This is a genomic window from Sphaerisporangium perillae (genome assembly GCF_023276435.1).
In the GTDB taxonomy this organism is placed as follows: domain Bacteria; phylum Actinomycetota; class Actinomycetes; order Streptosporangiales; family Streptosporangiaceae; genus Sphaerisporangium; species Sphaerisporangium perillae.
Genome location: NZ_JALLPO010000019.1, coordinates 65,448 through 91,043 on the forward strand (window position 1 = coordinate 65,448; position 25,596 = coordinate 91,043).

Consider the following 25,596-nt stretch of genomic DNA (forward strand, 5'->3'; position numbering starts at 1 on the left):
GGAATAACGGTGCTCAGGAACTGCGGGCGGTGGAACAGCCGGGGCACTGGCCCCAGTAGATGACCTCGGCCTCGTCGATCGAGAAGCCGTGGTCGTCGGACGCGGTCAGGCAGGGCGCCTCGCCGACCGCGCAGTCGATGTCGGTGACAAGACCGCACGACCGGCACACGATGTGGTGGTGGTTGTCCCCGACGCGTCCCTCGAACCGGGCCGCGCTGCCGGCCGGTTCGATGCGGCGTACGAGTCCCGCCGCGGTGAGCGCGTGGAGGGCCTCGTACACGGCTTGAAGGGAGATATGGCCTACGCGATCGCGCACCCCGGAGGCGATCGCCTCGACGCCGAGGTGGTCACCGTGCCGGACGGTCTCGAGCAGTGCGACGCGGGCGGCCGTCACCCGCAGGCCTGCCCCGCGCAGCTCCTCGGCGGTGGTCGGAGTCCTGGGTGCGGTCATAGCGCCAAACCTACCGTCATAAACACGAACCGTACAAGATAACGAATAGTCCAAGTCTAGTGCCGCGCCAGGCGACGTCGTGGCGTGACGCGCCGTCGCTGGCCGACCCGGAAGGCAACGAGTTCTGCCTCCAGGAGTCCTGAGAGGCGGGGTCAGCGGCGGGCGGAGGCGAGGCCGGGTGGGGCGGCGGCGAGGGCCTTCTGGATGGCCTCGATCAGGGCGAGCGCCGACTCCTCGGTGAGCTCGACCGCCACCCGCGCGGACGGGCCCTCGGCCGGGTTGGTGAAGTCGATGTTCACCGTGTGCTCGTGGCAGGCATGGTAGGGGTGGTCGACGTAGACGGCGCCATTGCTGAGGGTGAACCAGCCCGAGCCTCCCTTGCCCGCGCCGTCGAGTTCGATCTTCTCGGTGAGGTAGGTGCACATGGGGGTCTCCTGTCAGGCGCCGAGGTGGCGGCCGTAGAAATCGAAGATCTTCTTCCAGCCGTCCACCGCGGCGGCCGGACGGTAGGCGGGACGGTCCACGGAGAAGAACGCGTGCCCGGCACCCGGGTAGGTGTGGAACTCGTGCTCCTTGCCCAGCTTCTCCAGCTCGGCGGAGAGCGTGGCGACCTCGTCCGGCGCGGGGAAGGAGTCCTCCTCGCCGAACAGCCCCAGCAGCGGGCAGGACAGGTCGCCGGCCTTGGAGATCAGCGGTGTGGCCTTGAGCGGGAATTCCGCGGGCGGTTCCTTCGTCACGAAGGCGCCGTAGCAGTCCACCGCCGCGTCGAGCGGGAGCGAGCAGGCGACCAGGAACGCCTGCCGGCCGCCCGAGCAGTACCCGATCACGCCGATCTTGCCGTTGGCGTGGTCGAGGGAGTTGAGATACGCCGCCGCCCCCGCGACGTCGCCTACGAGCTGCTCGTCGGGCACCCCGCCCGCCGCCCGCGCGGCTGCGGCCTGGTCGTCCGGGCTGACGCCGGCGCCCTGGCGCGAGTAGAGGTTCGGGCAGACCGCCGCGTACCCGTGCGCCGCGAATTTGCGGACGATCTCCTTGGTGGCGTTGTCGTATCCCGGCAGGTGGTGGATCACCACCACGCCGCCGCGCGGGGTGTCGCCGAGCGGCCGGGCGAGGTACGCCTCCAGCTCGGCCTGCTCGTGCCCGCTGAGCGTGACCGTACCGGCCCATATCGCGTCGTTCATGCCTATGCCTCCTCATGATTCACGGGACCCGGTTCTCCGTCCGCGCCAGCGCTTGCCCGCGAAAGATCCCGTACGCCGGGAAATAGTACTTACTTCAACTTTCGACCCGGGCCAGCGCCTTTCCACACGCCTGCCCCCACCGTCGACGGCGACGGCTCAGGGCTCACCTGGGAGCGGGGATCCCAGGTCTACATTGGAGGAGTGGGCACCGAGAAGGTCCACCTCACCGGGGACAAGGAGACCCTCCTCGCCACCTTGTACGGACGCGCCGTGCACAGCCGCACGGAGGACCCGGTTCTCCGGGACCCCCTCGCCGAGCGGGCCGTCGAGCGCATCGACTACGACTTCTCCAAACTCAAGATGCGCGCCACCGACGCACTGAGCGTTGCCATCCGCGCGAAGACCTTCGACAACCTCACCGCCGCCCATCTCGCCCGCGATCCGGACACGACGGTCATCCACCTGGCCTGCGGCCTCGACACCCGCGTCTACCGCCTCGACCCGCCCGGGACCGTCCGATGGTTCGACGTCGACTACCCCGACATCATCAACCTCCGCGAACGCCTCTTCCCACCTCGGCCCGGCTACACGATGATCGGCCTGCCGGCCACGGATCCCAGATGGCCGGAATGGGTGCCGCCCGATCGTCCGGTGCTGGTCGTGGCCGAGGGCCTGACGATGTACCTCACCACCGAGGAGGTCCACGCCCTCCTGCGCCGGATCACCGACCGGTTTCCCTCCGGCGAGATCATGTTCGACGCGCTCAGCAGCCTGGCCGTCAAGCTCAGCCGCTTCCAGCCCGCCATCAGGGCCACCGGCGCCACCCTCCGTTGGGGCCTAGACGACCCCGCCGAACCGACCGCCGACAACCCCCGCCTCCATCTGGCCGACGAGCTGTTCTTCTCCGACGTTCCCGAGGTCGAACGCTTCCCGGCCGGCTACCGCGCCGCCCTGGCGGTGATGAACCGCTTCTACTTCCTCCGCAAGGTCGGCCGCATCCTCCACTACCGGTTCTGAGGCCCGGCTCAGGAGACTGATGGCCGAGCCGAGCCGAGCGAGCCGGGCGGCGTACCCGGAGACGTCATGGGTCAGGCCCGCCGTACTCAGGTTGAGTACTCCCACCGCTCGTCGTACACCGCCGGCGACAGGTCGAGGTCCACCCGGGTACCCTCGGGCCCGGGGCAATGAGGCGCCCGACTGACTCCTCTTGCCCTACCGGTCGCGGCGAGTCAGCTCAGGCGTCCGGCACGTACATCTCGCGGGGTGCCTGGGTCTGGAGGCGCCAGAGGGCGCCGCAGCAGCCGAGGATGAGGAACATCACGTTCGTGATCATCGGGAAGCTGAACGCGTCGAAGGTGCCGAAGCCGAAGATGGCGACCGCGGTGGAGGCCGCGAAGCACTGGGCGAGGTGGCGGGTCTCCTCGTCGATCGCGGCGCGCCTGGCCCGCCGGGCCAGCGTCCACCCGGCCAGCAGGAAGACGATCAGCGCGAGCAGGCCGACGAGGCCGGTCTCAAGGGCCGACATGAGGTACTGGTTGTCGATGACGCGGTAGATGCGCGGAAGGTAGGTGGCGAAGCCCTGCCCGAAGAACGGGCGTTGCGTCACCGCCTCGACCACCGCGTCGTAGTCGCCGGTGCGCGTGGTGGAGTTCTCATCCGACCCGATGACGGAGACGAGGTTCAGCACGGTGCCGATGAGGCCGGGGATGACCAGGCGCATCACGATCGCGGCGGCGCCGAAGATGAGCGTCGCCCGCAGCCGCCACTCCGGCGGCCAGGTGGGCAGCAGCACGAGCATGACGACGAACAGGCCGAGGATCGCCGAGCGGGAGACGCTCATCGGCAGCGCGCCGGCGATGAGCACCACCATCAGCCACCGCTTGCGGCGCTGCTCGGGAATGCGGCAGTAGATCGCTCCATGCAGAGCGAGCGGCAGCACGGCGGCCAGGACGACGCCGAGCTCGATGGGGTGGGTGGCGGTGCCGGCCGGGCGGAAGAAGCCCTCGCGCTCGAACAGCACGGCCGAGCCCTTCTCGACGAGGCCGGGGAGGGCGAGGTACTGGGTGACCTCGATGCCGGTGAAGAACTGGATCATCGCGATGAACGCGGGGAACGACGCTCCCATCACGATGCGGTGCCGCAGCGTCTCCAGCCGGTCCATGCTGTTGATGCCGTCCGCGGTGACCAGGGCGATGCCCGCCCAGCCCGCGACCAGCACGAGGCCGAGGTCGGCGGCGTTCACCTCGTCCGCCGACAGCGGGCGGGTGGTGGCCGCGACGTAGCTCGCCAGCACGGCCAGGGCGAAGAAGACGATGACGGGGCGCACCGGCTGCGGACCGCGGATCGGGGTCCAGCGCGGCGACAGCGTGGACAGCAGGTACCAGACCAGCAGCAGCACGGCGACCATCGACGAGGGCGAGCCCGCGCCGCCGAGTGGGCCGACCACGTAGCGGGCCGGCATCACGAACAGGATGATCAGGAAGAACGTGATGATCGTCACCGGGTCGACGCGGGCCTTTGACGGCTTGGCCCGGCGTTCCGGCGGCAGACCGGCGGAGTGGTGGACGGGAGCGGCCTGCGACGTGCTGGTCACCGACCCGGCCTGGTCGGGTCGAACACGACGTACGGCTCATCGTCGGCGTCGCCCGGCGAGGAGCGCGCGTGGGAGCCATGCCGCGCGCCCGGCCCGGACGACGAGCCGCCGTCCGACCGGGACGCCTGGCCCGAGCGTGATCCGTTGCCGGACGTGCCGCCCGCCCCGGAGGCCGAACCCGAGGGCGGGGCGCCACGCGGACGGTCCTTGTCGTCGGACCACACGTACAGGTCGTCCTGCTCCTTGATCACCGGCATCGGGGCGGTGTAGCCCTCCTCAAGGGCCTCCTGCTCCGCCCAGGGGTCACGGGGCTCGGCGGGCGGTGCCTGCCTGCCCGGGGACGGTGTGGAGGTGATCCGGCGGTCGTAGACCCGCGGCTCGGGAGGCTCGATGGGCCTCGGGGTCCGGGCAGGGGGCCTGGTGCGCGGCATGCCGCCGTTGGCGGGACGCGTCGCCGGCCCGCCGGTGGATCGGGGGACGCGCTGCGGGTGCGAGGGCGCCAGCGGGGGCTGGCCCACCCTCGTGGTTCCCTGGTCGGGCTGGGCGAGCCGCCGCCGCTTCTGCGCCAGCGACTCCAGGAACAGCGGCACGCCGATCGTCACCAGCATGCCGCCCGCGAAGATGATCACAAGGAGCCGGATCTTCTTCTCCGGGGTCAGCTCGGCCTTGTCGCTGGAGGTGACCAGCTCGGCCCGGATGGTGGCGTCCGGCAGGATCGCGGACTTCTGCTGCATCTCGGTCAGCCGTTCCTGGCTGAGCGTGGCGAGCGTCTCCATCGTGGCCTGGGCGATCTTGGGATCGGGGCCCGTGGCGCTGATGTCGAGCAGCGGCCCGCGGGAGTCCTGGGCGAGCCCCACGGTGAACTCGGCCGTCTTGCCCTCGTCCTTGAGCGTCTGCAGGGTGCGCTCGTCGCTCATGCCGCGGGAGATGACCTCGGCGGTGATGGTGAGCGAGGCGTCGAACGCCAGCCAGGGGTTGCCTCCGACGGGCTGGGAGCCCTTCCTGGACGACAGGAAGACGACGGTGGCCTTCGACTCGTACTGCCAGGGGATGGCTATCAGCGCTCCGACCGTCGCGACGATGGTCACCGCGAGCAACGCGACGGTCACCGGCCATCGCCGCAGCAGTGCCCGCAGCGAATCAAGCAGGTCCATAATGTCCCTTCACCCCCGCCCGGCCGGCCATCTCTGCCATTCCCACCCCGCCGAGCCGCCGAGATAGGACGCGCGAGACCCTCGGCGCGTTGTCACGCCTTCAAGTGTTTCCTCTGCGTGCTTTCTTTACCAGGCCCGGCCCAAAACTCCGTACTCCTGTGCCACGATGTGACCGTGCGAAGGCGAGTGGTTGTGCGGTGCTGCTGCCTGGCGCTGATCTTCCTGGTCGCCGCCTCCGCGGTGGCCTGGGTCAGATACAGGTCACCTCTTTACCAGAGTTCTCTCACGATCGCGTTCATCACCAAGACCAACCACTTCCAGGGTGAGGTCTACGACCACTTCACCGACAACCACATCTACATGGCCCTGGCCACGGCCCGGTTCTTCGACAACCCGAGCACGCAGGAGCGCCTCCGCGCCATGGGGGGAACCGCCGCCTTCCATTACAAGGTGGCCCATTGGGGCAACGAGGAGCTCCCGGTATACGGCCAGCCGTACGCCACCTTGCAGACCCTGTCGGATGACCCCAAGGAGTCGATCGACACGCTCAACCTGGCACTCCAGCTCCTCACCCAGAAGCTGCAGCGCCTGCAGACCTCGGCGGGCGCCAGCGGGCGGGTGATGATCAAGTGGGAGCCCATCGGCTCGATCATCGGGCCCGATCGGCAGTCGCTCCAGCGGGGCCGCGCCACGGCCGGCATCGCGCTCATCACGATCCTGTCCTCGGTCGTCGCCATGACCGCGACCCGCGACCGGAGCGGCGGCCAGGGGCCCCGGCCCATCCCGCCGCGTGAGGCGACCGCGACACGCCCGGTACGCCGGCGACCGCCTCGCGTCGGGGCGAGCACGAACATATAGATCTGATCGGGAACAGCCGACCACGCTCCGGGCGATCCCGCTGTGGAGCGTTCCGCAGACCTACGACCTGGAGTTTCGGTGCCCTTTTCGCTGCCGCGCCGGTTCACCCTGCTCACCGTCCTGCTCGTGCTCGGCGGCGCGGCCGCCACGGGCTGCGGCAGCGGCGCGGCCGACGACGGGCGCGACCTGACCCCGGGGCAGACGCGCCAGCCGGAGGCCCGCCCCTCCCCCACCAGTGACGGCTTTCCCTCCGCGGCGACCACTGGGCTGCGTCCTGGCGTCGCGCTCAAGAAGGTCGGCGAGGTGACCGTGCTGAAGCCGGGCGCCGTGGTCGAGAACCTCGAGGTGCACGGGAAGCTCAACATCAAGGCCGACAACGTGACGGTGCGCAACGTGCGGGTGATCGGCGAGGGCGACTGGTCGATCATCCAGGCGGAGGGCGCGTCCGGCGCGGTGATCGAGAACTGCGAGATCTCCGGTGACGGGGTGGTCAAGGCCCAGTGGGGCGTCCTGAACCAGGGCGGGGACATCACGGTCCGGCGGGCGAACATCCACACCGTGTCGAACTCCGTCGGCACCGACCACGGGCTGATCGAGGACTCCTACATGCACGACTTCAAGGAGTACCCCGGCGACCACGTGACCGGGCCGCAGATCAACGGATCGCCGCAGAAGGGCCTGTCCCTGACGATCCGCCACAACACGATCCTCAACCAGATCTCGCAGACCTCGGCCATCTCGATCTATCAGGACTTCAGCAGGGCCCACGACGTGCTCATCGAACGTAACCTTCTGGGCGGCGGGGGCTACACGCTCTACGGCGGGCAGGGGAAGTTCGGCACACCGACCGACATTCGCGTCATCGGGAACGTCTTCACCCGGCGCCTGTTCCCCAAGGGCGGCTTCTGGGGGCCGGTGACCTACTTCGACGCCAAGGGCAAGGGCAACCGCTTCGAGGGCAACGTCTGGGAGGGCACCGGCGAACCGGTCAGCGGCTGACACGGACCTCGGCCGTGACGCTCGCACATTCGGCACGGCCGCGTGTCAGGTCGCGGCGGGTGAGTAGGCGTCTTTGAGCAGGAGTGCGGGACGCCCTGACCCGTCGGCGGGCACCGTCCACACGTCCGAGCTGTCGCCCCGCAGCCTGCTGTACATGACGGTGCGGTCGTCCAGCCAGGCCGCCTGGTCGTCCACGTTCGCGGGCTCGGCGAGCGCCGTCTCGCGGCCGGAGCGCAGGTCGAGGGCGTACAGCCGCCAGGGGTCGTTGGCGCCGCCCGTGCGCTTCTTGTAGACCACGCGGGTGCCGTCCGGGGAGAGGGAGGGACATTCGGCGTTCTCGCGGAGCACCCGCATCTTGCGCGCGGCGAAGTCGCCCTGCACCAGATAGGTCCTGCCCTGGCTCGACACTGTGGCGTAGAAGCGGTTGTCGTCGGCCGCGAACGTGACACCCCAATAGTTCAGATCGGTCGCCTTGTAGACGTGCCCGTCCTTGACCAGCGCGAAATCCTCCAGGCTCTTGACGAGCGTGCCGGTACGGGTGTCCAGGATGCCGGCCCGGGTGGAGAAGCCGACGCTCAGGTAGGAGTCGCCCGACACGAAGAACGTCCAGGTCGCCATGCGCCCGCTCGCGGAGACCCGCGCTCTGCTGGGCAGGCCGGCCAGGGCCACCTTGCGCACCTCGTGCAGGTCGCGGTCGAGCACGATGGCCTCGGCCGGGGTCACCAGGGTGGCGTTGACGTGCAGGCACAGCCCCGTCCCCGCCGCGGCGTAGAAGCGCTTGCAGCGAAGCCCCGTGGAGCGCGGCCGGCCCTCCCCGCCCGGCTCCACGGCGAGGACCTCGCCGCTGTCCTGCGCGGGGCCCGCGCGCACCACGAGCAACTCGCCCTCCCCGAGGGCCGTCTCGCGCGGCACGGGACCCGCGCTCGACGCGGCCCGCGGGCTCCCCGCCGGCTCCGAGCGGGCGTTCAGCACGTAGATCGTGCCGACGCCGCCGAACAGCAGGACCGCCACCACCAGGATGGCGACCCGCGCCCGCGCCGGCAGGGCCGAGACGTTCACGCGGGCCCGCTCAGCAGGCCGTCGTGCTCCTCGTACAGCTCGCCGGTCTCCGGGCAGCGCCAGCGGCCGGGAGACTCCTCGCGCAGCGTGACCCCCGCGCGGCCGACCCAGCCGGTGCGGCGGGCCGGGGTGCCCGCCACCAGGGCGAAGTCGGGGACGTCCCTGGTCACCACGGCCCCGGCGGCGACCAGCGCGTGCCTGCCGATCGTGCGCCCGGCCAGGATCACGGCCCGCGCCCCGACGGAGGCGCCCGCCCGGACGACCACACCCTCGGCGGTCCAGTCGCCGTCGCGCTTCAGCACGCCCTCGACGTCGGTCGACCGCGGGTAGACGTCGTTGGTGAGAACGGCGGCCGGGCCGATGAAGACGCCGTCCTCCAGGACCGCCGGCTCGTACACGAGCGAGTAGTTCTGCAGCTTGACCCGGTCGCCGACGCGGACGCCCGGCCCGACGTACGCGCCTCGCCCGAGGATGCACCCCTCGCCCAGCGCGGCCTGCTCGCGCACCTGGGCCAGATGCCAGATCACGGTCCCCGCGCCGATCTTGGCGCTGGGATCGACGTCGGCGGTGGGCGCTATTCGCGGTTCGGTCATCAAAGGCTCCCATTGGGGGTGGATACTTCGGAACTATGCCAAGCGCGAGCGTCATCATCCCGGCTCACAACGAAGCCCGGGTCATCGGCCGGCTCCTGTCTCGTCTGCTGGCCGACGCGGCACCGGAGGAGTTCGACGTGGTCGTCGTGGCCAACGGCTGCGACGACGACACCGCCGCCGTGGCGGAGACGTTCGGCGTCCGCGTGGTCGAGACGCCGGTGCCGTCCAAGCGGGAGGCGCTGCGCCTCGGCGACGAGGCCGCGAGGAGCCATCCCCGGGTATACGTGGACGCCGACATCGAAGTGGGCACCGCTGACGTCCGCGCCCTGCGTGACGCCCTCCTGGAGCGCTCCACGGGGACGCTCGCCGCCGCGCCGGAGCGGGCGCTGGTGCTGAACGACCGGCCGTGGCCGGTGCGCGCCTACTACGCCGTGTGGAGCCGCCTGCCCGCCGTGCGGGAGGGGCTGTTCGGCAGGGGCGTGATCGCGGTGTCGGAGGAGGGGAACCGCCGCCTGATGGACCTGCCGCCGGTCATGGGCGACGACCTCGCCGCCTCGCTCGCGTTCGAGCCCGGCGAGCGGCGCGTGGTGCGGGACGCGCACGCGGTGATCCACCCGCCGCGCACGCTGGGCGACCTGCTGAGGCGCAGGGTGCGCGCCGTCACCGTGGTGGCGGAGATCGAGCAGGGCCCCATGGCCGGCCAGGAGGCCCGCACGGGCCTTCGCGACCTGCTGGCCATCGCCGGCCGCGCGCCGTGGCTGCTGCCGCATCTCGGGGTCTTCCTCGCGATCACGCTGGTCGCCCGGGCACGGGCGCGCCGCGCCGTACGGGCGAAGGACTACACGACCTGGCTGCGGGACGAGAGCAGCAGGACCTGACCCCCTGGCCCTCGCTGCGGCGCACCTCGCTCGCCCTGGCCTCGCGGCCGGACACTCCCCAGGGCCCGGCCGCGCGGCGGCGCACCTCGCGAGGCCGGAACTCTCAGGCCCTGCCGCGGCCCTGGACGTACTCCTTCACCACCATCCAGGCGAACCGGGTGTTGGTCGACAGGTAACGCGGTCCCAGCCGCAGCGGCTCCTGCAGGAACCTGTAGAGCCACTCCACGCCGAGCCGCTGCCACAGGACGGGGGCCCGGCGCACCTTCCCGGCCAGGACGTCGAAGGACCCGCCGACACCGTGGATCACCCCTGCCCGGATCTCGTCGGCGAACCGGGCGAGGAAGATCTCCTTCTTCGGGGATGTCATGCCGAGGAACAGCAGGTCCGGCTTGGCCTCCCCGATGCGCGCGGCCACCTCGGGGGCCTCGTCGTCGGTGAAGTACCCGTCGCGCGACCCCGCGATCTCAAGGCCAGGATGGCGGCGGCGCACCTCGGCGACCACCCGCTCCAGCACCTCCGGCCGGGCTCCGAGGAAGTACGCGCGGTAGGACCGCCTCGAGCCCTCGGCCATCAGCGAGGTGAACAGGTCGATGCCGGCGACCCGCTCGGGCAGCGGATGCCCGAGGAACCGGGAGGCCCACACGACGGCCTGGCCGTCGGCCACGACCACGTCGCAGGAGGTCACCGAGTCGCGCAGCAGCGCGTCGTGGCCCATGTGGACGGCCTTGGCGGCGTTCACGACCCCGATGGTCAGGTTCTCGCGGTTCTCGACGGCCTCCACGCACCGGGCGACGGTCTGCTCCATCGTCAGGGCGTCCAGGGTCACTCCGAGGATCGTCCTGCGCGGCGCCGCGGCGCTCACCCCTGCTTCCCCGGCGTGTCGCGCGGCAGCGAGAACAGCCACGCGTACAGCAGCCATCCCAGCTCGTAGGGACGGCACTCGCGGTCGACGGCGAGCGGCGGATAGATACGGTCGAGCACGCCGATGCGCGAGCCCTGGTTGATCGCGGTCGCCACGGCCCGCACGCCTCGCACGATCTTCTTCGGGTCGTCCCGCGCGGCCTTGCGCCAAGTCAGGTCGAGCTCCTCGATGATCAGCTCGTCGTCGACCTCGGGACGGGACGTCATCCAGTGCAGGCCGAGCGCGATCTCCTTCATATAAGAGGTGCCACCGGCGTCCGCGAGGTCGAGCAGCGCCATCGGGGCCATCGAGAGCTGGTGGACGCTGTAGACCGGGTAGCCCTCGACGACCCCGCCGGTGCGGGCGTCGTAGTGCCACCACCACTGGCCCTCGGGGCCCTGGGCGGCGCAGATGCCCGCGGCGATCTGCTCGGCGGCCTTGAGCGCGTCGCCGTCGCCGGTGTGGGCGTGCAGGCGCGCGAGGGCCTGGAGCGGGTACACCTGGTCGGCGAAGCATCCGACGTGCGCGCGGTACCAGGAGGCGGGGCCGAGGACGTGCCGGTAGAGCCGGTCGGCGCCGAGGCCGGTGAGCAGCCTCTCGCGTGCCCGCTCCAGCCGCCCGCCGAGCCCGGCGCCGTCGCCCGTCAGCCGGTGGGCGGCGACCAGTGCGGCGAGCGCCCATGACGCCTCCACCGTGTGGACGGGGTCGCCCGCGCCCAGCGCGCCTTCCAGCTCGGCGAGCCGGAGCAGGCCCGTCTCGAGCTCGGGATGCCCGGTCTCGGCGGCCGCCCACGCGATGAGGGCCGCGTCGCCGAGGTTGCTGACGCCGGGCAGGCCCTTGAGCAGATTCCCCACCAGGTCGAGCACGGTGTCGCCCGCGAGGGCCGCCCGTTGCGCGTCCTCGGGCAGGGTGGCCGCGCCGAGGGCGACGATGGCGCTGTAGCGGACGCTGCGCCCCTCGGGTACGGCCGTCCAGCGTCCGTCGTCGCCGCGCCTGCCTCGCCTGGTGAAGACGAACACGCCGTCGACGTAACCGGGAGGAAGCCCGCGGACCGACAGGTCGACCATGCGGTCGGCGAGTTCGGCGGCGGGCGCGTCGATCGCGGCGAGCGCGCCGAGGCGGCCCTCATGGCGAGTCATCACTCACCCCACATCTCTGACTCGAAGTTACGACTGATGACGACCGCCGGCACCGATCGACGATCGATGACGGCCGACGACGTACTGATGACCACCTTCATGGTCTACGGGCATCCCAGCCTCCGCGCCACTGGGCGCGGATGGCCCACAGCTCGGCCCAGTCGCCGCGCTCGGCGGTGGGACGTCCCTGCCGCCGGGCGTCCGGCGGGGCCACGCGGCGGCTCAGCGCGGCCCGCAGCCAGACCCCGAACAGCAGCATGGCGGCGCCCACGGCCCGAAGGCCGCGCGGGAGGTGCCGGCGGACGACGGTGGCCTTGCCGGTGAACAGGAGCACCAGCTTGTTCAGGCTGGAGGACGACATGCCGCCCGGATGCACGAACACGGCCCGGTCGGTCACCATGGGCCGGTAGCCGGCGGCCCGGGCCCGCAGGCACAGGTCGGCGTCCTCCCCGTACATGAAGATGCGGGTGTCGAAACCGCCCACGTCGTCCCAGAGCTCGCGGGTGACCAGCATCAGCGCCCCGGTGACGATCGGCACCCGCCGCTCGCCGGTCCACAGTGTCGGGGACTCGGGGTCGAACAGGGCGTGGCCGGGGAAGACCGTGGACAGCCCCGTGGCGAAGCAGAACACCGACCATGGCGTTGGGCGCCCCCACCACGACCGGGGGTCGTTGTCGCCGGTCTCGGTGACGCAGCGGCCGCCGACGATGCCCGCCTTCGGGTGGCGCCCGGCGCAGTCGAGCAGGTTCGCCAGCGTGTCGGGCTGCACTTCGGCGTCCGGGTTGACGAAGACCAGATGGCGGCCCTGCGCCACCTCCGCTCCGGCCACGCAACCCTCGGCGAACCCGCCGTTCACTTCCCGGGCGAGGACCGTCGCCCACGGCGCGGCGGCCCTGGCCACGGCCACGGTGTCGTCGGGGGAATTGTTGTCCACGACGATCACCTCGGCGTCGACGGCCTTGACCGCGCGCTCCACCGCCGCGAGGCAGCGGGCGATGTACCCGCCGCTGCGGTAGGTCACGATGATCACAGAGAGGTTCATCCACGCGCCTTCCTGAGCAGGGGAACGGCGACGGCCAGGGCGGCGCCCAGCCCCGCCGTCATCGCCGCCACCGCGGCCTGCGGTCCCGTGGCCGTCCACAGCACGCCGAAGGCCCACGAGGCGGCCATCGCGCCGAGGGCCTGGCCGGTCTGCACGACGGCCAGGCCGGTGGCCCGCCGGTGCTCCGGCAGCAGGGGGCCGGCCAGCGCGCTGACCACGCCGTCGGTGGCCGCGTAGGACAGCCCGCGCAGGACGAGCGCCGCGACCAGGATCTCAGGGGCGGGGGGAAGTAGCAGCAGTACGTAGCAGGCCAGCAGGGCGAGGTACCCGCCGAGCACGACGGTGGAGCGGCCGATCCGGTCGGCGAGCCGCCCGAACGGCACCGCCGCGAGGAGGTAGGCGGCCGAGACCCCGACCGGCAGCAGCGGCAGCCATCCGGCGTCGATGTCGAGCCTGCGCTGGAGCATCAGGTACAGGAAGGAGTCACTGATGGTCATGAGCGACAGGGGCAGCATGGCGAGCAGCACCCGTCGGAACGGCCGCTCGCGCAGCAGGTCCAGCGCCCCGCGCAGCGACACGGCCCGCCCTCGCCGGGCTCCCGCGGCCGCCTCGGCACGCGGCGCCGAAGGGCCTTCCGCGACCGCTTCCACGGAGCCTGCCGCACTCGCCGCCGCGACCGCGTCCGTACGGGCTCGCGCCGGGGCGCCCGGCTCGTGGACGAAGAGGACCATGATCAGCACGCCGACCACGGCCACGCAGCCGCTGACCACGAAGACCGCGTCGTACCCGGAGGCGGCTCCCACGGCGGCCACCACGCCGAAGGCCGCGAGCGGCCCCATGAGCGCGCCGGCGGTATCCATCGCGCGGTGCAGCCCGAACGCGCGTCCCTGCGCCTCCGGCGGGGCGCTCAACGAGATCAACGCGTCCCGGGGCGCCGTGCGCAGGCCCTTGCCCGCGCGGTCGAGGCCGATGACCAGGCCGATCAGCGGCACGGACCGGCCGGCGAGCAGGTAGCCGAGCTTGCAGACGGCCGACAGGGCGTACCCGGCGCCCGCCACCAGCTTGCGGCGCCGGAAGCGGTCGGCCACGTGCCCGCCGGCCAGCCGCAGCACGGCGGTCGCCCCGGTGTAGACGCCGTCGAGGAAGCCGAACTGCAGGGGGCTCAGCGCGAGCTGGTAGATCAGGTAGAGCGGCAGGACGGCCGTCACCATCTCCGAGGAGATGTCGGTGAACAGGCTGACCATGCCGAGCGCGACGACGTTGCCCGCGAGGACGCGCCCCGGGCCACCGGCTCCGTCCGGGCGGCCCGTCCCCGTGCCGCGCGGCCCGCCCGAGCCCGGGCCGGCGGTGCCCGGGGAGTCCGGCCCGCCGTCGACGTCCTCGCCCCCGGGCGGCGGCTCGCCCGCGCGGTCCGTCCCGCCCGGCGACACCCGCTTCTGGGCGTCGGCCCTGCGCGTCTCCGACAGGTACATCAGGCCCGGCCTCCGACCAGGGACGGCCACGCCGCGTGCAGGGCCTCGCGCCAGTCGCGGATCGGCGGCACGCCGGCGGCGGCCCAGCGGCCGTGGCCGAGGACGCTGTAGGCGGGCCGGGCGGCCGGGCGGGGGAAGGCCGAACCGTCGACCGGTCGCACCCTGCCGGGATCGGCCCCGAGCAGCGTGAAGACCTCCCGGGCCAGCTCGTACCAGGTCGCCTGGCCCGAGCTCGTGCCGTGGTAGACCCCGGGCGGGGCGTCGCCGCGCGCCAGCAGCAGGAGCTGCGCGGCCAGGTCGGCGGTCCAGGTCGGCTGGCCGTGCTGGTCGTCGACCACGTCGACGGTCTCCCGCACGCGCTCCAGCGCGATCATCGTCTGGACGAAGTTGCGCCCGCCCGCGCCGTACAGCCATGCGCTGCGCACGACGTACCCGTCCTTCGGGAGCAGCTCCAGCACGGCCCGCTCGCCGGCCAGCTTGCTGCGGCCGTAGGCGTTGACCGGCCGGGCCGGGGCGTCCTCGGCGTACGGGGCGCGCGCCGTCCCGTCGAAGACGTAGTCGGTGGACAGGTGCAGCAGGCGGGCGCCGACCTCGGCGCAGGCGAGGGCGAGCCCGCGCACGCCGTTGCCGTTCACCGCCAGCGCGTCGATCTCGCGCGTCTCGGCGTCGTCCACGGCGGTCCAGGCGGCGCAGTTGACCACGACGTCGGGCTTCTCCTGCCGCAGCACCTCGCGCACGCCGTCGGGGTAGCGCAGGTCGAGACCGTCGCGGCCGTAGGCGAGGACGTCGGGCGATGCCGGGTCGCGCGCGGCCTCGGCCAGCAGGGCGGTGCCGAGCATGCCGGACGCGCCCGTGACGAGCAGCCGGTTCACCGATCGCCCGGCTTCCACCAGGAGGGGTTGTCGGCGTACCACTGGACGGTGGCGGCCAGGCCCTCGTCGAACCCGGTCCGGGGGGAGTACCCCATGCCACGCAGCTTGGCGTCGTCCAGGGAGTAGCGGCGGTCGTGGCCCTTGCGGTCGGGCACGCGCTCGACCATGTCCCAGCCCGCGCCGAGCTCCTGGAGGATCCGCCGGGTGAGCTCCAGGTTGGCCAGCTCGGCCGTGCCGGCGATGTGGTAGACCTCGCCCGGCTCTCCCCGCTCGGCGACGAGCTGGATGCCCCGGCAGTGGTCGTCGACGTGGACCCAGTCGCGCACGTTGCCGCCGTCCCCGTAGAGCGGGATCTTGCGCCCTTGGAGGATGTTGGTGACGAAGAGCGGGACGACCTTCTCCGGGAACTGGTACGGCCCGTAGTTGTTGCCGCAGCGGGTGATCGACACGGGCAGCCCGTGCGTGACGGCGTAGGCGCGGGCGATCAGGTCGCCGCCCGCCTTGGCCGCGGAGTACGGCGAGCGGGGCAGCAGCGGGGCGTCCTCGGCCCAGGAGCCCTCCTCGATCGACCCGTACACCTCGTCGGTGGACACCTGGACGACCTTGGGCACTCCGGCGTCCAGGCAGGCCTGCATCACCGTCTGGGTGCCGAGCACGTTGGTCCGCACGAACGCGGCCGGGCCGTCAATGGACCGGTCGACGTGCGACTCGGCGGCGAAGTTGACGACCAGGTCATGGCCGGGGACGACCTCGGCGAGCAGCGCGGCGTCGCAGATGTCGCCGCGCACGAAGGTGTACTCGCCCTCCACGGGTGTGAGGTTGGCGAGGTTCCCCGCGTACGTCAGCAGGTCGAGCACGGTGACCTGCGCCCCGGCGAGCGACGGGTAGCCGCCGGACACCAGCGTGCGGACATAGTGCGACCCGATGAAACCGGCGCCGCCGGTTACCAGAACCCTCATGAGCTGATCTGCACCTTGCTGTGATCTCCGAGCACCAGCCGATGGGCTCTGGGCGAGTTGGGAGCGGGCGTGACCTCGACGTCGCGCCCGATCAGGGACGCCTCGATCCGGCGCACCCCATGAATGGACGCGCGCCGCAGCAGGATCGAGTACTCGATCTCGCTGTCCACAACCTGACAGTTCTCCGCCACGGAGGTGAACGGCCCGATGTAGGAGTCGCGGACCACGGCCCCGGCCCCGATGATCACCGGGCCGACGATGCGCGAGCGGGCGACCTGCGCCCCGGCCTCGACCACCACCCGGCCGATGATCTCGCTCTCGCCGTCGACCGCGCCGTCCAGCCGCTGGTCGAGGTCCTCCAGCAGGAGCCGGTTGACCTCCAGCATGTCGGCGACGTTGCCGGTGTCCTTCCAGTACCCGGAGATCACCGAGGAGGCGACCTGGCTGCCGGCGTCGATGAGCCACTGGATCGCGTCGGTGATCTCCAGCTCGCCGCGCCAGGAGGGCTTGAGCGCGGCGACGCCCTCGTGGACCGCCGGGGTGAACAGGTAGACCCCGACCAGCGCGAGGTCGCTCTTGGGCTGCTGGGGTTTCTCCTCCAGCCCGATCACCCGCCCGGCGGCGTCCAGCTCGGCCACTCCGAACTGCCGGGGGTCGGCCACGCGGGTCAGCATGATCTGGGCCGCGGGGCGGTCGTCCTGGAACCGCCGCACCAGCGGCTCGATGCCGCCGACGATGAAGTTGTCGCCGAGGTACATGACGAAGTCGTCGTCGCCCAGGTAGTCGCGGGCGATCAGCACGGCGTGGGCCAGCCCGAGCGGGGCCTCCTGCCGCAGGTAGGTGACCTCAAGGCCGAACGCCGAGCCGTCGCCGACGGCGGCCTCGATCTCGTTCTGGGTGTCGCCGACCACCATGCCGACCTCACGGATGCCGGCCGCCGCGATGGCCTCCAGCCCGTAGAACAGCACCGGCTTGTTGGCCACGGGCACCAGTTGCTTGGCGGAGGTGTGGGTGATCGGCCGGAGGCGGGTGCCGGACCCGCCGGCGAGGACGAGCGCCTTCACTAGTAGGCCCCTCCGCCACGGGTGACCGCGGACCAGGTCTTCCACAGGATCTGCAGGTCGAGGATCAGCGACCAGTTCTCGACGTACCGCAGGTCCAGCCGGACCGATTCCTCCCATGACAGGTCGGATCGGCCGCTGACCTGCCAGAGCCCGGTCATGCCCGGCTTGACGACGAGCCGCCGCCGCACGTCGGTGCCGTACTGCGCGACCTCGTCGGGGAGCGGCGGGCGCGGCCCGACCAGCGACATCTCGCCGCGGAGCACGTTGAGGAGCTGCGGCAGCTCGTCCAGCGAGTATCGGCGCAGGAAACCGCCGACCCGCGTGATCCTTGGATCGTTCCTCATTTTGAACAACACGCCGTCAAACTCGTTGTCATCGAGCAGCTCCCGCTTGAGCTTCTCGGCGTCCTGGACCATCGTGCGGAACTTGAAGACCTGGAACTCGCGCCCGTCGCGGCCCACCCGGGTCTGCTTGAACAGCGCCGGCCCCGTGCTCGTGGCGCGTACGAGGAACGCGATCACCAGCATGGGCACCGCCAGCACGGTCAGCACCGCCGTCGCCACCAGCCGGTCGAACAGGCTCTTGACGATCTGGCGCGTGCCGTCGAACTCGGGGTGCTCGACGTGCAGCAGCGGCATTCCGGCCACCGGCCGGATGCTGGTGCGCGGACCGGCGACGTCCATCAGCGCCGGCGCGACGAACAGCTCGGTGCCCTTGGTCTCGATGCTCCAGGCCAGGCGGCGCAGCGCGGCGCCGTCGAGCTCAGGGCAGGCCAGCACGGCCACCGCGTCGGCCGAGACCTTGTCGGCCACGTTGGCGACGTCGGCGAAGTCGCCGTAGACGGGGATGCCGTCGACGTCGAGCCCGTTGCCGGGGTACTGCCCGGGCGGCAGGCAGGCCGCGACGACCCGCATGCCGTGGTACGGCTGGCGCCGGAACTGCATGACCAGGTCGAGCACGGCGGTGCGGTGGCCGACGGCCACGACCCGCCGGAGGTACTCGCCCTCGGCGCGGCGCCGGTGCAGCCGCTTGCGCATGCGGTAGCGGAACACCAACATGAGCGTCGTCGCCAGCGGCAGCATCGCCATGACGTAGCTTCGGGCGATCATCGTCTGGGTGGCGTAGGCGCCGATCGCCACGGCGGCCGTGAGCCCCACCCCGCCCTCGAAGACCGCGCGGAACTCCTCGCTGCCCTCGCCGTGGCTCTTCTCGCGGTACACCCCGGCGAGCGCCATGGCACCGGGCCAGACGAGCGCGAGGCCGAAACCGAATAGCAGCTCCGACCACGGGATGAAGGCCCCGAGCCAGAGCCGGAATCCCATGACCACCTCGCAGGCGATCAAGGCGCATGCCAGATCACCTGCCAGAAGAGCCCGCATATAGGAGCGCGTCCAAATGCTGGACGCATTCAGCGGGCCAACGTCGAGCAACGCGGCATCGCGCTCCTCAAGCCCCACCCTCATGCCCACCCCTACCCTGCTCCCTGCCAGACCGCGGCTCCCTGCCGGACCGTGCAGATACCAGACGGCTGTTGCGCCCCTTTGGTTGACACGTGACGCAAACATCACGAGCGCGGGTACCCGTTCACATACTAAAGATCGTTTTTACCGAGTGAAATAGGCGGGCAATGGCCACAATAGGCCTGAATCTGGCGACCGACGATCCTTGACGGAACGGTCCAAAGCCGTGTAGGTACGCCAAGGCGCCGCTAGATTCGCCCCCATGTCTGGCATTCATGTGGAGCGATCCGGCCTGGTCACCACCGTCGTCCTGTCCCGTCCCGAGGTCCGCAACGCGGTGGACGGGCCCTGCGCCGCCGCGCTCGCGGACGCCTTCCGGGAGTTCGAGGCCTCCGAGGCATCGGTCGCGGTGCTTTGGGGCGAGGGCGGCACCTTCTGTTCCGGCGCCGATCTGCACGCCATCGGCACCGAGCGGGGTAACAAGGTCGAGGAGGCCGGAGACGGCCCGATGGGCCCGACCCGCATGCGCCTGTCCAAGCCCGTGATCGCCGCCGTCGAGGGGTACGCGGTGGCCGGCGGGCTGGAACTGGCGATCTGGTGCGACCTGCGGGTCGCCGCCGAGGACGCGACGTTCGGGGTGTTCTGCCGCCGCTGGGGAGTCCCGCTCATCGACGGCGGCACCGTACGGCTGCCACGGCTCGTGGGCGCGGGCCGGGCGATGGACATGATCCTCACCGGGCGGCCCGTGGGAGCCCCCGAGGCGCTGAGCATCGGCCTGGTCGACCGGGTCGTGCCACCGGGGACGGCGCGGGCGCACGCGGAGGAACTGGCCCGCCGGATCGCGGACCTGCCCCAGGAGTGCATGCGGCAGGATCGCCTCTCGGCGCTGGAACAGGAAGGCCTCTCGGAGGAGGACGCCCTGCGCAACGAGTACCGTCACGGCGTGGTCTCGCTGGGGGGCGGGGCGACCGAGGGCGTCGATCGATTCCGGTCGGGAGCGGGCCGGCACGGCGACTGATCGCGGGTCAGTCGTATTCGAGGTCCGGCAACGGGGACGGCGGGTCGGGGCTGCGCCACACGACCACGTAGCTGGCGGCGGCGGAGGTGAACGCCTCGCTCAGCCGGTCGAGGTCGAAGTCGGGTAAGTAGCGCAGCCTCGCCAGGAAGGTCGCGTCGGTCGCCGAGCGCGGCACCACGCATCCCTGCCCGTCGCGGTCGAGCAGGATGATCAGGATGTCGGATTCCGTGACGCCGCCGACACGGACCTCGACGACGTCCTCCCACGCGAGGGCTTCGACACTGCCATCCGCGTAGTGGCGGGTGACGCCCTCTTCGGTGACGTAGACATAGGTATCCGGCACTGAATTGCCGTGCATGGGCGCGATTCTGACGACTTACGAGCACTCCATGCAAGGGAAGTCGCTAATCAGCGCCCCACGTGTGATCAAGATGGGCGGCCACGGCCCGTCGAACGGCCTCGGCCGGTCCCCCGGCGATGGCGTCGAGCAACTCCCGATGCTCGGCGACCAGCCTCTCCCTGTCCGGGTAGACCGTGCGGAGCCGTGCGAGGCCGAGCCGGGTCTCGGCGGCCAGCACGCCGTAGAGACGTTCCAGCCGGGGACTGCCCACGGCGAGGATCAGCTCCTCGTGCAGGGTCATGTGCTCGGCGACGACGTCGGCCCACGGCGCGTCCGCCGGGAGCGCCGCCATCCGGGCCAGCGCCCCGTCCGCGGCGGCCACCCGCCTGCCCGCCACGCTGACGGCCATGAGGGCTTCCAGCGGCCGCCGGACGTACATGAGATCGTCCAGGTCGGCGCTGGTCACCTCCGGCACGTACGCGCTGCGGTTGCGCTCGCGCCGCAGCAGGCCCTCGTGGACCAGCAGCGCCAGGGCCTCGCGGACGGTGGGACGCGCGACGCCGTACAGGGCGGAGAGCTCCTGCTCGGGCAGTGCGGTGCCGGGGGGGATCTCGCCGGAGAGCACGCGCCGGCGCAGGGCCGCCGCGAGCGCGTCCACCGTGGAGACCGGGCGCAGTTTCACGCCGACGATTGTGCCCTCTCACGCTCGGGGGAGGGCAAGGGCGCGCGTTCGGGGAGGGCGACGAGGACCAGGCCGGCACCGAGCATGGCGAGCCCCGCCCACGAGACGGCGGTGAGCCGTTCGTGCAGGACGGCGACGCCGAGCAACGCCGCCACGGCGGGTTCGGCGAGCGCCAGGGTGGCCGCTCTCGCCACCGGCGTCGAGCGCAGGCCCCTGCCATAGAGGAAATAGGAGAGAGCGGTCGTGGCGCAGCCCAGATAGAGAGCGGTGAGCAGCCCTCGCGGCTCTCCCAGCCATGTGGTGCCCCGCCACAGCAGGATCGGCAGCATGATGGCCGCCGCGCCGCCGAACAGGACGCCCATGACCGCGCCGGACGGCGCCCCGGCGCTGATCGACCGGGCGGCGGTCACCGCGTAGAAGCCGTAGAGCAGCCCGCCCAGCAGGGCCAGCAGCACCCCGGCCGGGTCGACTCCGACGGCCTGGCCTCCGGAGACCAGGGCGGCGCAGCCGGCGACGGCGGCGGCGGTCGCGACCGTCCAGCGCCGGCCGGGGCGCCTGCGGTCGTGCAGCCAGGAGAGCAGCCCGGTGAACGCCGGCCCGCTGCCGATCGCGACGACCGTCCCGACGGCGACCCCGGTGCGCCCGACGGCCGCGAAGTAGCAGAGCTGGTAGGCGGCGACGGCGGCCGCGGCGGCGGCCAGCGGCAGCACGCGTCCACCCGAGAGCAGTCGCCAGGCGGCGGGCCCGGCGGCCACCGCGAGGATGACGCCTCCGATGACCAGGCGGGCGGCGGCGAGCGCGATGGGGTCGTGTGCCCTGGTCAGGGCGAGGGTGCCGGCCGTTCCCGCGGTGCCCCACAGGACCGCGGCGGCCACAACGGCGGCGGTCCCTGCGGTGCTGGTGGCGGCGGATTTCTCTGCGTGCATGGCGCATATTGTCTGACAACCAGACAGAGATTACTAGATAGGTACATCTCCTACTCCGAATAGGATCGTTACTAAAGGGCCCTACCTCCACGTGACCCCCATTGGTACTGTTTCGCCACCAATAACCCGCGTGTAACGATGCGGTTTCCCCTGCGAGGTCACATGGGCGGGCGTAAGAGGTCCATCAGGTTCAAGATCTTGACGCTGGTACTGGTACCACTGGTGTCCCTTTTGGCGATTTGGGCCTATTCGGCGACGATCACCATCCAGAGTGGCCTGGACCTCCTCCGGAACCGCACCATTCACGACACCTTGATCGTTCCCATCGCTGACGTGTCGACACAGATCCAGAACGAGCGCTACCAATCGCTCGTGTACCTCGCCACCACCTCCACCGACCGTGCCGAGCTGGACGCGCAGCGCGTCAAGACCGACCAGGCGCGCGCGGCCCTGGAGAAGGCCATCATCGACAGCGCCTCCGAGCAGGACTCCAGCCCGGCGCTGTACCAGCGGGTGACCGAGCTGGTCACCACCACGCACCGGCTCGCCGACATCCGGGCTCGGGTGGACTCCCGGAGCTTCACCCGGCTGCTCACCCTGGACGCCTACCGGCTGATCTCCGACGCCGTGGGCCGGGTCTTCGACAGCCTCAACCTGGCCGGAGACCTGGAGCTCGGATCGCCCAGCCGTGCCATCACGCTGATCAACCACAGCCGCGCCCTCATGAGCGAGCAGGCCGCCCTGCTCGCCGGCGCCATCGGCGCCGGCTCGATGACCGGCGAGGAGCGCACCGCCTTCACCACGCTGGTGACCAAGCGCAGGCTCCTGTACGACATGGGGTTCCAGCTTCTCGACCCCGATCTGCGCCAGCCCTACCTGATCATGCAGAACTCCCCCACGTACACGAAGTTCGCCTCCGTCGAGGACCAGGTCACCCAGGACGTGCGGCCCGGCATGCCGCTGCCTGGAGCCTCGGTGAACTGGGGATCCAACACCCAGGCCCTCACCCAGTCCTTCGACCGGCAGAACGCGATCGTCACGCAGAAGATCGTCGAGCGGGTCGTCCCTCTGGCCAGCGAGATCCAGTGGCGGGTCACCATCATCCTCGGGCTCGGGCTCGTCGCGGTGGTCGTCTCCCTGTACGTGTCCATCCGCTTCGGCCGGCGCGTCACCGCCGAACTGGTCCAGCTGCAGCGCGCCGCCCTCCAGCTCGCCCACCAGCGCCTGCCCCTCGTGGTCCAGCGGCTGCGGCAGGGTGAGGAGATCGACGTGGCCGCCGAGAGCCCGCCCATCGCCGCCGGCACCACCGACGAGATCAACAGCGTCAGCGAGGCGTTCGGCTCCGTGCAGACCACCGCGATCGAGGCCGCCGTCGGGCAGGCCGAGATCCGCAAGGGCGTCGGCAAGGTGTTCCTCAACCTCGCCCGCCGCAACCAGTCGCTGCTGCACCGGCAGCTGTCCATGCTGGACGCCATGGAGCGCAGGGTCACCGAGCCCGAGCTGCTCGACGAACTGTTCGGCATCGACCACCTCACCACCCGCATGAGACGGCACGCCGAAGGTCTGATCATTCTCTCCGGCGCCGTCCCCGGGCGCGGGTGGCGCAACCCGGTCCCCCTCTACGACGTCGTCCGCGCCGCCGTCGAGGAGGTCGAGGACTACCTGCGGGTGCACATCACCATGCCGGAGAACATGGCGCTGTCCGGCGCCTCGGCCACCGACGTGATCCACCTGCTCGCCGAGCTGGTGGAGAACGCCACGATCTTCTCGCCCCCGCAGACGCACGTGGAGGTCCGCGGCGATCTCGTCGCCAGGGGCTTCGTCATCGAGGTAGAGGACAGGGGACTCGGCCTGAGCCCCCTCGAGTTGGAACAGATCAATCAGAGGCTGGCCGACCCGCCCGAGTTCGACCTCGCCGACAGCGACCGGCTCGGCCTGTTCGTCGTCGGCCGCCTCGCGGCGCGGCGCAACATCCGCGTCTCGCTGCGGCCATCCCCGTACGGCGGCATCACGGCGATCGTGCTCCTGCCCGAGGGCCTGATCACACCGGCCGATCCCTCCCCGGAGCGGTACTCCGTGGAGCAGATCACCGTCGGCGAGGCGGGGATCGGCACCGGCCGGGGCCTCACCGCGGCGGGAAGCGGGAGCGGCGCCTCCAACGGCACCTTCCGGGCTAACGGCGATGGCAGCGAGGAACCGAGGACCCGCCGCCGTTCGGCCGGTCTCCCGAACCGGGTGCGCCAGGCGAACCTCGCGCCCCAGCTCCGCGAGGCCGGCACGCCTCCCGGGGGCGCCGGGCGGGAGCCGAAGCATCTGGGCGACTCGCTGGAGGATCCTACGGACGCACAACCGCTCCAGCCTTCGCCCGACATGTTCTCCTCGTTCCGGGCAGGCTGGGAACGCGCGAACGAGGGTGAGGGGAACATGTCATGAGCGAGGGTGAACGCTGGCTGGACCAGGATGCCGGACCCCTCATCCGCCCCTATACCGTCACGCGCGGGCGGACCCGGCCATCGGGACCGGCGTTCGACATGGTCGCGATCGTCAGGGCCGTCCCGGGCGCCAGGTTGCACGGAAGGCTCAGCCCCGAGCACCTGCGCGTCCTGCGCATGTGCGGGCAGCCGATGTCCGTGGTGGACCTGGCCTCCGAGAGCAATCTGTCGCTCGGTGTCGTCCGGGTCCTCCTGGGCGACCTGCGCGACCAGAAGCTCGTCACCGTCCGGCCTCCCGCGACGGTGTCCCAGCTACCGGAGGAGCGCCTCCTGCGCGAGGTGATCCAGGGCCTGCAGGCCCTGTGACACCGCACCTCCCCGACACGCCGGCGGGCCCCACCGAGATCGGAGGGGCCCGCCCCGTTCAGCAGGGCGACCGGCCGTCACGGCCCGCCGGCTACTTCTTGATGGTGTAGCTGTCGCCGTACACCTTCCAGGTCAGCGGCGGGTCGAGGTCGAGGTTGCCCGCCTTGAGGAAGACCCGCTGCGCGGTGTCCACCCTGCTGGTGTCGCTGTGGGCCTCCTCCTTCTTCATGGCGGCCTTGCGGGCGTCGAGGAACGCGTTGAGGTAGGCCGTCTCGTCGCCGCCCTGGGCGGGGGTCTTCGCCTTCTTCATGGCCGTCTTGCGGATGCCGCCGAAGCTGACGCTGTCCTCGCCGGGACCGTGCATGACGATGGCGTCGTAGTAGATGAACTGGCCGAGGGCGCGCAGGCCGTCCTTCTTGGCCTGCTGCACCGAGGGGTTGAAGTAGACCCGGTCGCGCTCGGAGTTCTGCGCCTCCTGGAAGACGGTGTCCTTGGCCGCGGTCTTCCAGTCCTTGGTGAAGTTGGGGTCGAGGCCCTTGTGGGAGTCGGTGCCGTTGACCTTGCGCAGCGCCGGGAGGTACTTCGCCAGGACGTTGCCGGGCTTGCGCTCGGTGTACAGCTCGACGAGATCGAGCATGTCGCCGGTGCCCGAGCAGAATCCGATGATCCCGGCGGTGTAGCCACGGCCGTCGTCGATGTCTTCGATGTACTTGTACTGGGCCTTCCAGTCGAGCGTGGAGTTCTCCGCGCTCGACACCAGCTGCATGGCGATGTCCTTCTTGTGGGGGTCGGTCAAGTCGACCGAGGCCGCCGCCGACGCCCGGGCCAAGGACGCCGAGGCCGCCGCGTGGGCCGTGCCCGCGCCGGCGGCGAGGGCCGGCGCCATCGCCATGGCCAGCGCGGGGATGAGAAGGACCGCTCTTCTGGAGGGTTTGGCCGGGGGGATCCGCACGGTCTCTCCGTTCCGAGATGGTTAGGAAAGTTTGCTAACGAATAGAAGCATTACGGCGTAGGCGTGTCAACGACTTCCGGCAGGACGCGTCCAGGAGGGCGGGCGGAGGCAAAGGGGGCCCAGGAAGGCCAAGGGAGATCGCCAGGGGCCGGTTCGCGCCCCATGGTCACTTCAGGCACCGGCGAAAGTAAAGAATGAGTACCCG

At 71.2% G+C, this 25,596-nt stretch carries 26 protein-coding genes; 7 read left to right on the top strand and 19 right to left on the bottom strand.

Annotated elements, in window-relative coordinates; translation table 11 throughout:
• Positions 1-13: 13 nt before the first annotated feature.
• The 3 genes from MYF83_RS19690 to MYF83_RS19700 form a co-directional block, all read right to left on the bottom strand.
• Positions 14-451 carry a Fur family transcriptional regulator gene (locus tag MYF83_RS19690; protein ID WP_248961935.1) on the bottom strand — a complete coding sequence of 146 codons (438 nt, stop codon included), beginning with the start codon at positions 449-451 and terminating at the stop codon, positions 14-16.
• A 152-nt stretch (positions 452-603) separates the two neighbouring features.
• Positions 604-876: a DUF6295 family protein gene (locus MYF83_RS19695; protein WP_248961936.1), complete on the bottom strand. Its 273-nt coding sequence runs from the start codon at positions 874-876 to the stop codon at positions 604-606.
• A 12-nt stretch (positions 877-888) separates the two neighbouring features.
• Positions 889-1,632, bottom strand: coding sequence for a dienelactone hydrolase family protein (locus MYF83_RS19700; RefSeq protein ID WP_248961937.1), 744 nt, complete (start codon positions 1,630-1,632; stop codon positions 889-891).
• 201 nt (positions 1,633-1,833) lie between these two features.
• Here MYF83_RS19700 and MYF83_RS19705 point away from each other — a divergent pair, with 201 nt between their 5' ends.
• Positions 1,834-2,649: a class I SAM-dependent methyltransferase gene (locus tag MYF83_RS19705; protein ID WP_248961938.1), complete on the top strand. Its 816-nt coding sequence runs from the start codon at positions 1,834-1,836 to the stop codon at positions 2,647-2,649.
• 217 nt (positions 2,650-2,866) lie between these two features.
• On the opposite strand, the gene MYF83_RS43835 is transcribed toward MYF83_RS19705, so the two are convergent.
• Complete coding sequence (locus MYF83_RS43835; protein ID WP_248961939.1) at positions 2,867-4,225, bottom strand: O-antigen ligase family protein; 1,359 nt, start codon at positions 4,223-4,225, stop codon at positions 2,867-2,869.
• A complete protein-coding gene (locus MYF83_RS19715; RefSeq protein WP_248961940.1) occupies positions 4,222-5,379 on the bottom strand; it encodes a YveK family protein in 1,158 nt (385 codons plus the stop codon). The genes MYF83_RS43835 and MYF83_RS19715 overlap by 4 nt, the downstream gene beginning before the upstream one ends.
• Before the next feature lie 174 nt (positions 5,380-5,553).
• Here MYF83_RS19715 and MYF83_RS19720 point away from each other — a divergent pair, with 174 nt between their 5' ends.
• Both MYF83_RS19720 and MYF83_RS19725 read left to right on the top strand, forming a co-directional pair.
• Positions 5,554-6,237 carry a hypothetical protein gene (locus MYF83_RS19720; RefSeq protein WP_248961941.1) on the top strand — a complete coding sequence of 228 codons (684 nt, stop codon included), beginning with the start codon at positions 5,554-5,556 and terminating at the stop codon, positions 6,235-6,237.
• Between the two features lie 78 nt (positions 6,238-6,315).
• Positions 6,316-7,236 (top strand): right-handed parallel beta-helix repeat-containing protein, encoded by a 921-nt coding sequence (locus MYF83_RS19725; RefSeq protein ID WP_248961942.1) that lies wholly within the window; start codon positions 6,316-6,318, stop codon positions 7,234-7,236.
• A gap of 45 nt (positions 7,237-7,281) precedes the next feature.
• Here MYF83_RS19725 and MYF83_RS19730 read toward each other — a convergent pair whose 3' ends face one another.
• Both MYF83_RS19730 and MYF83_RS19735 read right to left on the bottom strand, forming a co-directional pair.
• A complete protein-coding gene (locus tag MYF83_RS19730) occupies positions 7,282-8,295 on the bottom strand; it encodes a TolB family protein (protein WP_248961943.1) in 1,014 nt (337 codons plus the stop codon).
• A complete protein-coding gene (locus MYF83_RS19735) occupies positions 8,292-8,888 on the bottom strand; it encodes an acyltransferase (protein ID WP_248961944.1) in 597 nt (198 codons plus the stop codon). The genes MYF83_RS19730 and MYF83_RS19735 overlap by 4 nt, the downstream gene beginning before the upstream one ends.
• 35 nt (positions 8,889-8,923) lie before the next feature.
• On the opposite strand from MYF83_RS19735, the gene MYF83_RS19740 reads away from it, so the two are divergent.
• Complete coding sequence (locus MYF83_RS19740) at positions 8,924-9,766, top strand: glycosyltransferase (RefSeq protein ID WP_248961945.1); 843 nt, start codon at positions 8,924-8,926, stop codon at positions 9,764-9,766.
• Positions 9,767-9,869: 103 nt separating this feature from the next.
• Here the strand turns inward: MYF83_RS19740 and MYF83_RS19745 are convergent, their stop codons facing one another.
• From MYF83_RS19745 to MYF83_RS19780, 8 genes are all read right to left on the bottom strand, one after another.
• Positions 9,870-10,628 (bottom strand): WecB/TagA/CpsF family glycosyltransferase, encoded by a 759-nt coding sequence (locus MYF83_RS19745; RefSeq protein WP_248961946.1) that lies wholly within the window; start codon positions 10,626-10,628, stop codon positions 9,870-9,872.
• Positions 10,625-11,806, bottom strand: coding sequence for a hypothetical protein (locus tag MYF83_RS19750; protein ID WP_248961947.1), 1,182 nt, complete (start codon positions 11,804-11,806; stop codon positions 10,625-10,627). The genes MYF83_RS19745 and MYF83_RS19750 overlap by 4 nt, the downstream gene beginning before the upstream one ends.
• A 97-nt stretch (positions 11,807-11,903) precedes the next feature.
• Positions 11,904-12,848 carry a glycosyltransferase family 2 protein gene (locus MYF83_RS19755; RefSeq protein WP_248961948.1) on the bottom strand — a complete coding sequence of 315 codons (945 nt, stop codon included), beginning with the start codon at positions 12,846-12,848 and terminating at the stop codon, positions 11,904-11,906.
• A complete protein-coding gene (locus MYF83_RS19760) occupies positions 12,845-14,320 on the bottom strand; it encodes an MFS transporter (protein ID WP_248961949.1) in 1,476 nt (491 codons plus the stop codon). The genes MYF83_RS19755 and MYF83_RS19760 overlap by 4 nt, the downstream gene beginning before the upstream one ends.
• Entirely contained in the window at positions 14,320-15,192 is an 873-nt protein-coding gene (gene rfbD / locus MYF83_RS19765) for a dTDP-4-dehydrorhamnose reductase (protein WP_248961950.1), read from the bottom strand. Before rfbD ends, MYF83_RS19760 begins: the two co-directional genes overlap by 1 nt.
• Positions 15,189-16,151: a dTDP-glucose 4,6-dehydratase gene (gene rfbB, locus MYF83_RS19770; protein ID WP_248961951.1), complete on the bottom strand. Its 963-nt coding sequence runs from the start codon at positions 16,149-16,151 to the stop codon at positions 15,189-15,191. The genes rfbD and rfbB overlap by 4 nt, the downstream gene beginning before the upstream one ends.
• Positions 16,148-17,215 carry a glucose-1-phosphate thymidylyltransferase gene (locus MYF83_RS19775; protein ID WP_248961952.1) on the bottom strand — a complete coding sequence of 356 codons (1,068 nt, stop codon included), beginning with the start codon at positions 17,213-17,215 and terminating at the stop codon, positions 16,148-16,150. The genes rfbB and MYF83_RS19775 overlap by 4 nt, the downstream gene beginning before the upstream one ends.
• Complete coding sequence (locus MYF83_RS19780; protein WP_248961953.1) at positions 17,215-18,678, bottom strand: sugar transferase; 1,464 nt, start codon at positions 18,676-18,678, stop codon at positions 17,215-17,217. The genes MYF83_RS19775 and MYF83_RS19780 overlap by 1 nt, the downstream gene beginning before the upstream one ends.
• Before the next feature lie 259 nt (positions 18,679-18,937).
• Between MYF83_RS19780 and MYF83_RS19785 the strand changes: the two genes are divergently transcribed.
• Entirely contained in the window at positions 18,938-19,693 is a 756-nt protein-coding gene (locus tag MYF83_RS19785; RefSeq protein ID WP_248961954.1) for a crotonase/enoyl-CoA hydratase family protein, read from the top strand.
• A gap of 7 nt (positions 19,694-19,700) precedes the next feature.
• Here MYF83_RS19785 and MYF83_RS19790 read toward each other — a convergent pair whose 3' ends face one another.
• Genes MYF83_RS19790 through MYF83_RS19800 form a run of 3 tightly spaced genes read right to left on the bottom strand, consistent with a single transcriptional unit; the run spans position 19,701 to position 21,641 of the window.
• Entirely contained in the window at positions 19,701-20,051 is a 351-nt protein-coding gene (locus tag MYF83_RS19790; protein ID WP_248961955.1) for a hypothetical protein, read from the bottom strand.
• A 46-nt stretch (positions 20,052-20,097) separates the two neighbouring features.
• A complete protein-coding gene (locus MYF83_RS19795; protein ID WP_248961956.1) occupies positions 20,098-20,715 on the bottom strand; it encodes a GntR family transcriptional regulator in 618 nt (205 codons plus the stop codon).
• Positions 20,712-21,641: a DMT family transporter gene (locus MYF83_RS19800; RefSeq protein ID WP_248961957.1), complete on the bottom strand. Its 930-nt coding sequence runs from the start codon at positions 21,639-21,641 to the stop codon at positions 20,712-20,714. Before MYF83_RS19800 ends, MYF83_RS19795 begins: the two co-directional genes overlap by 4 nt.
• Positions 21,642-21,839: 198 nt before the next feature.
• Between MYF83_RS19800 and MYF83_RS19805 the strand changes: the two genes are divergently transcribed.
• The gene (locus MYF83_RS19805; RefSeq protein ID WP_248961958.1) at positions 21,840-24,074 is read left to right on the top strand and encodes a sensor histidine kinase; all 2,235 of its coding nucleotides are present in this window, start codon (positions 21,840-21,842) and stop codon (positions 24,072-24,074) included.
• Entirely contained in the window at positions 24,071-24,439 is a 369-nt protein-coding gene (locus MYF83_RS19810; RefSeq protein WP_248961959.1) for a DUF742 domain-containing protein, read from the top strand. Before MYF83_RS19805 ends, MYF83_RS19810 begins: the two co-directional genes overlap by 4 nt.
• A 91-nt stretch (positions 24,440-24,530) precedes the next feature.
• On the opposite strand, the gene MYF83_RS19815 is transcribed toward MYF83_RS19810, so the two are convergent.
• Positions 24,531-25,391: a chitosanase gene (locus MYF83_RS19815; RefSeq protein ID WP_248961960.1), complete on the bottom strand. Its 861-nt coding sequence runs from the start codon at positions 25,389-25,391 to the stop codon at positions 24,531-24,533.
• Positions 25,392-25,596 lie beyond the last annotated feature (205 nt).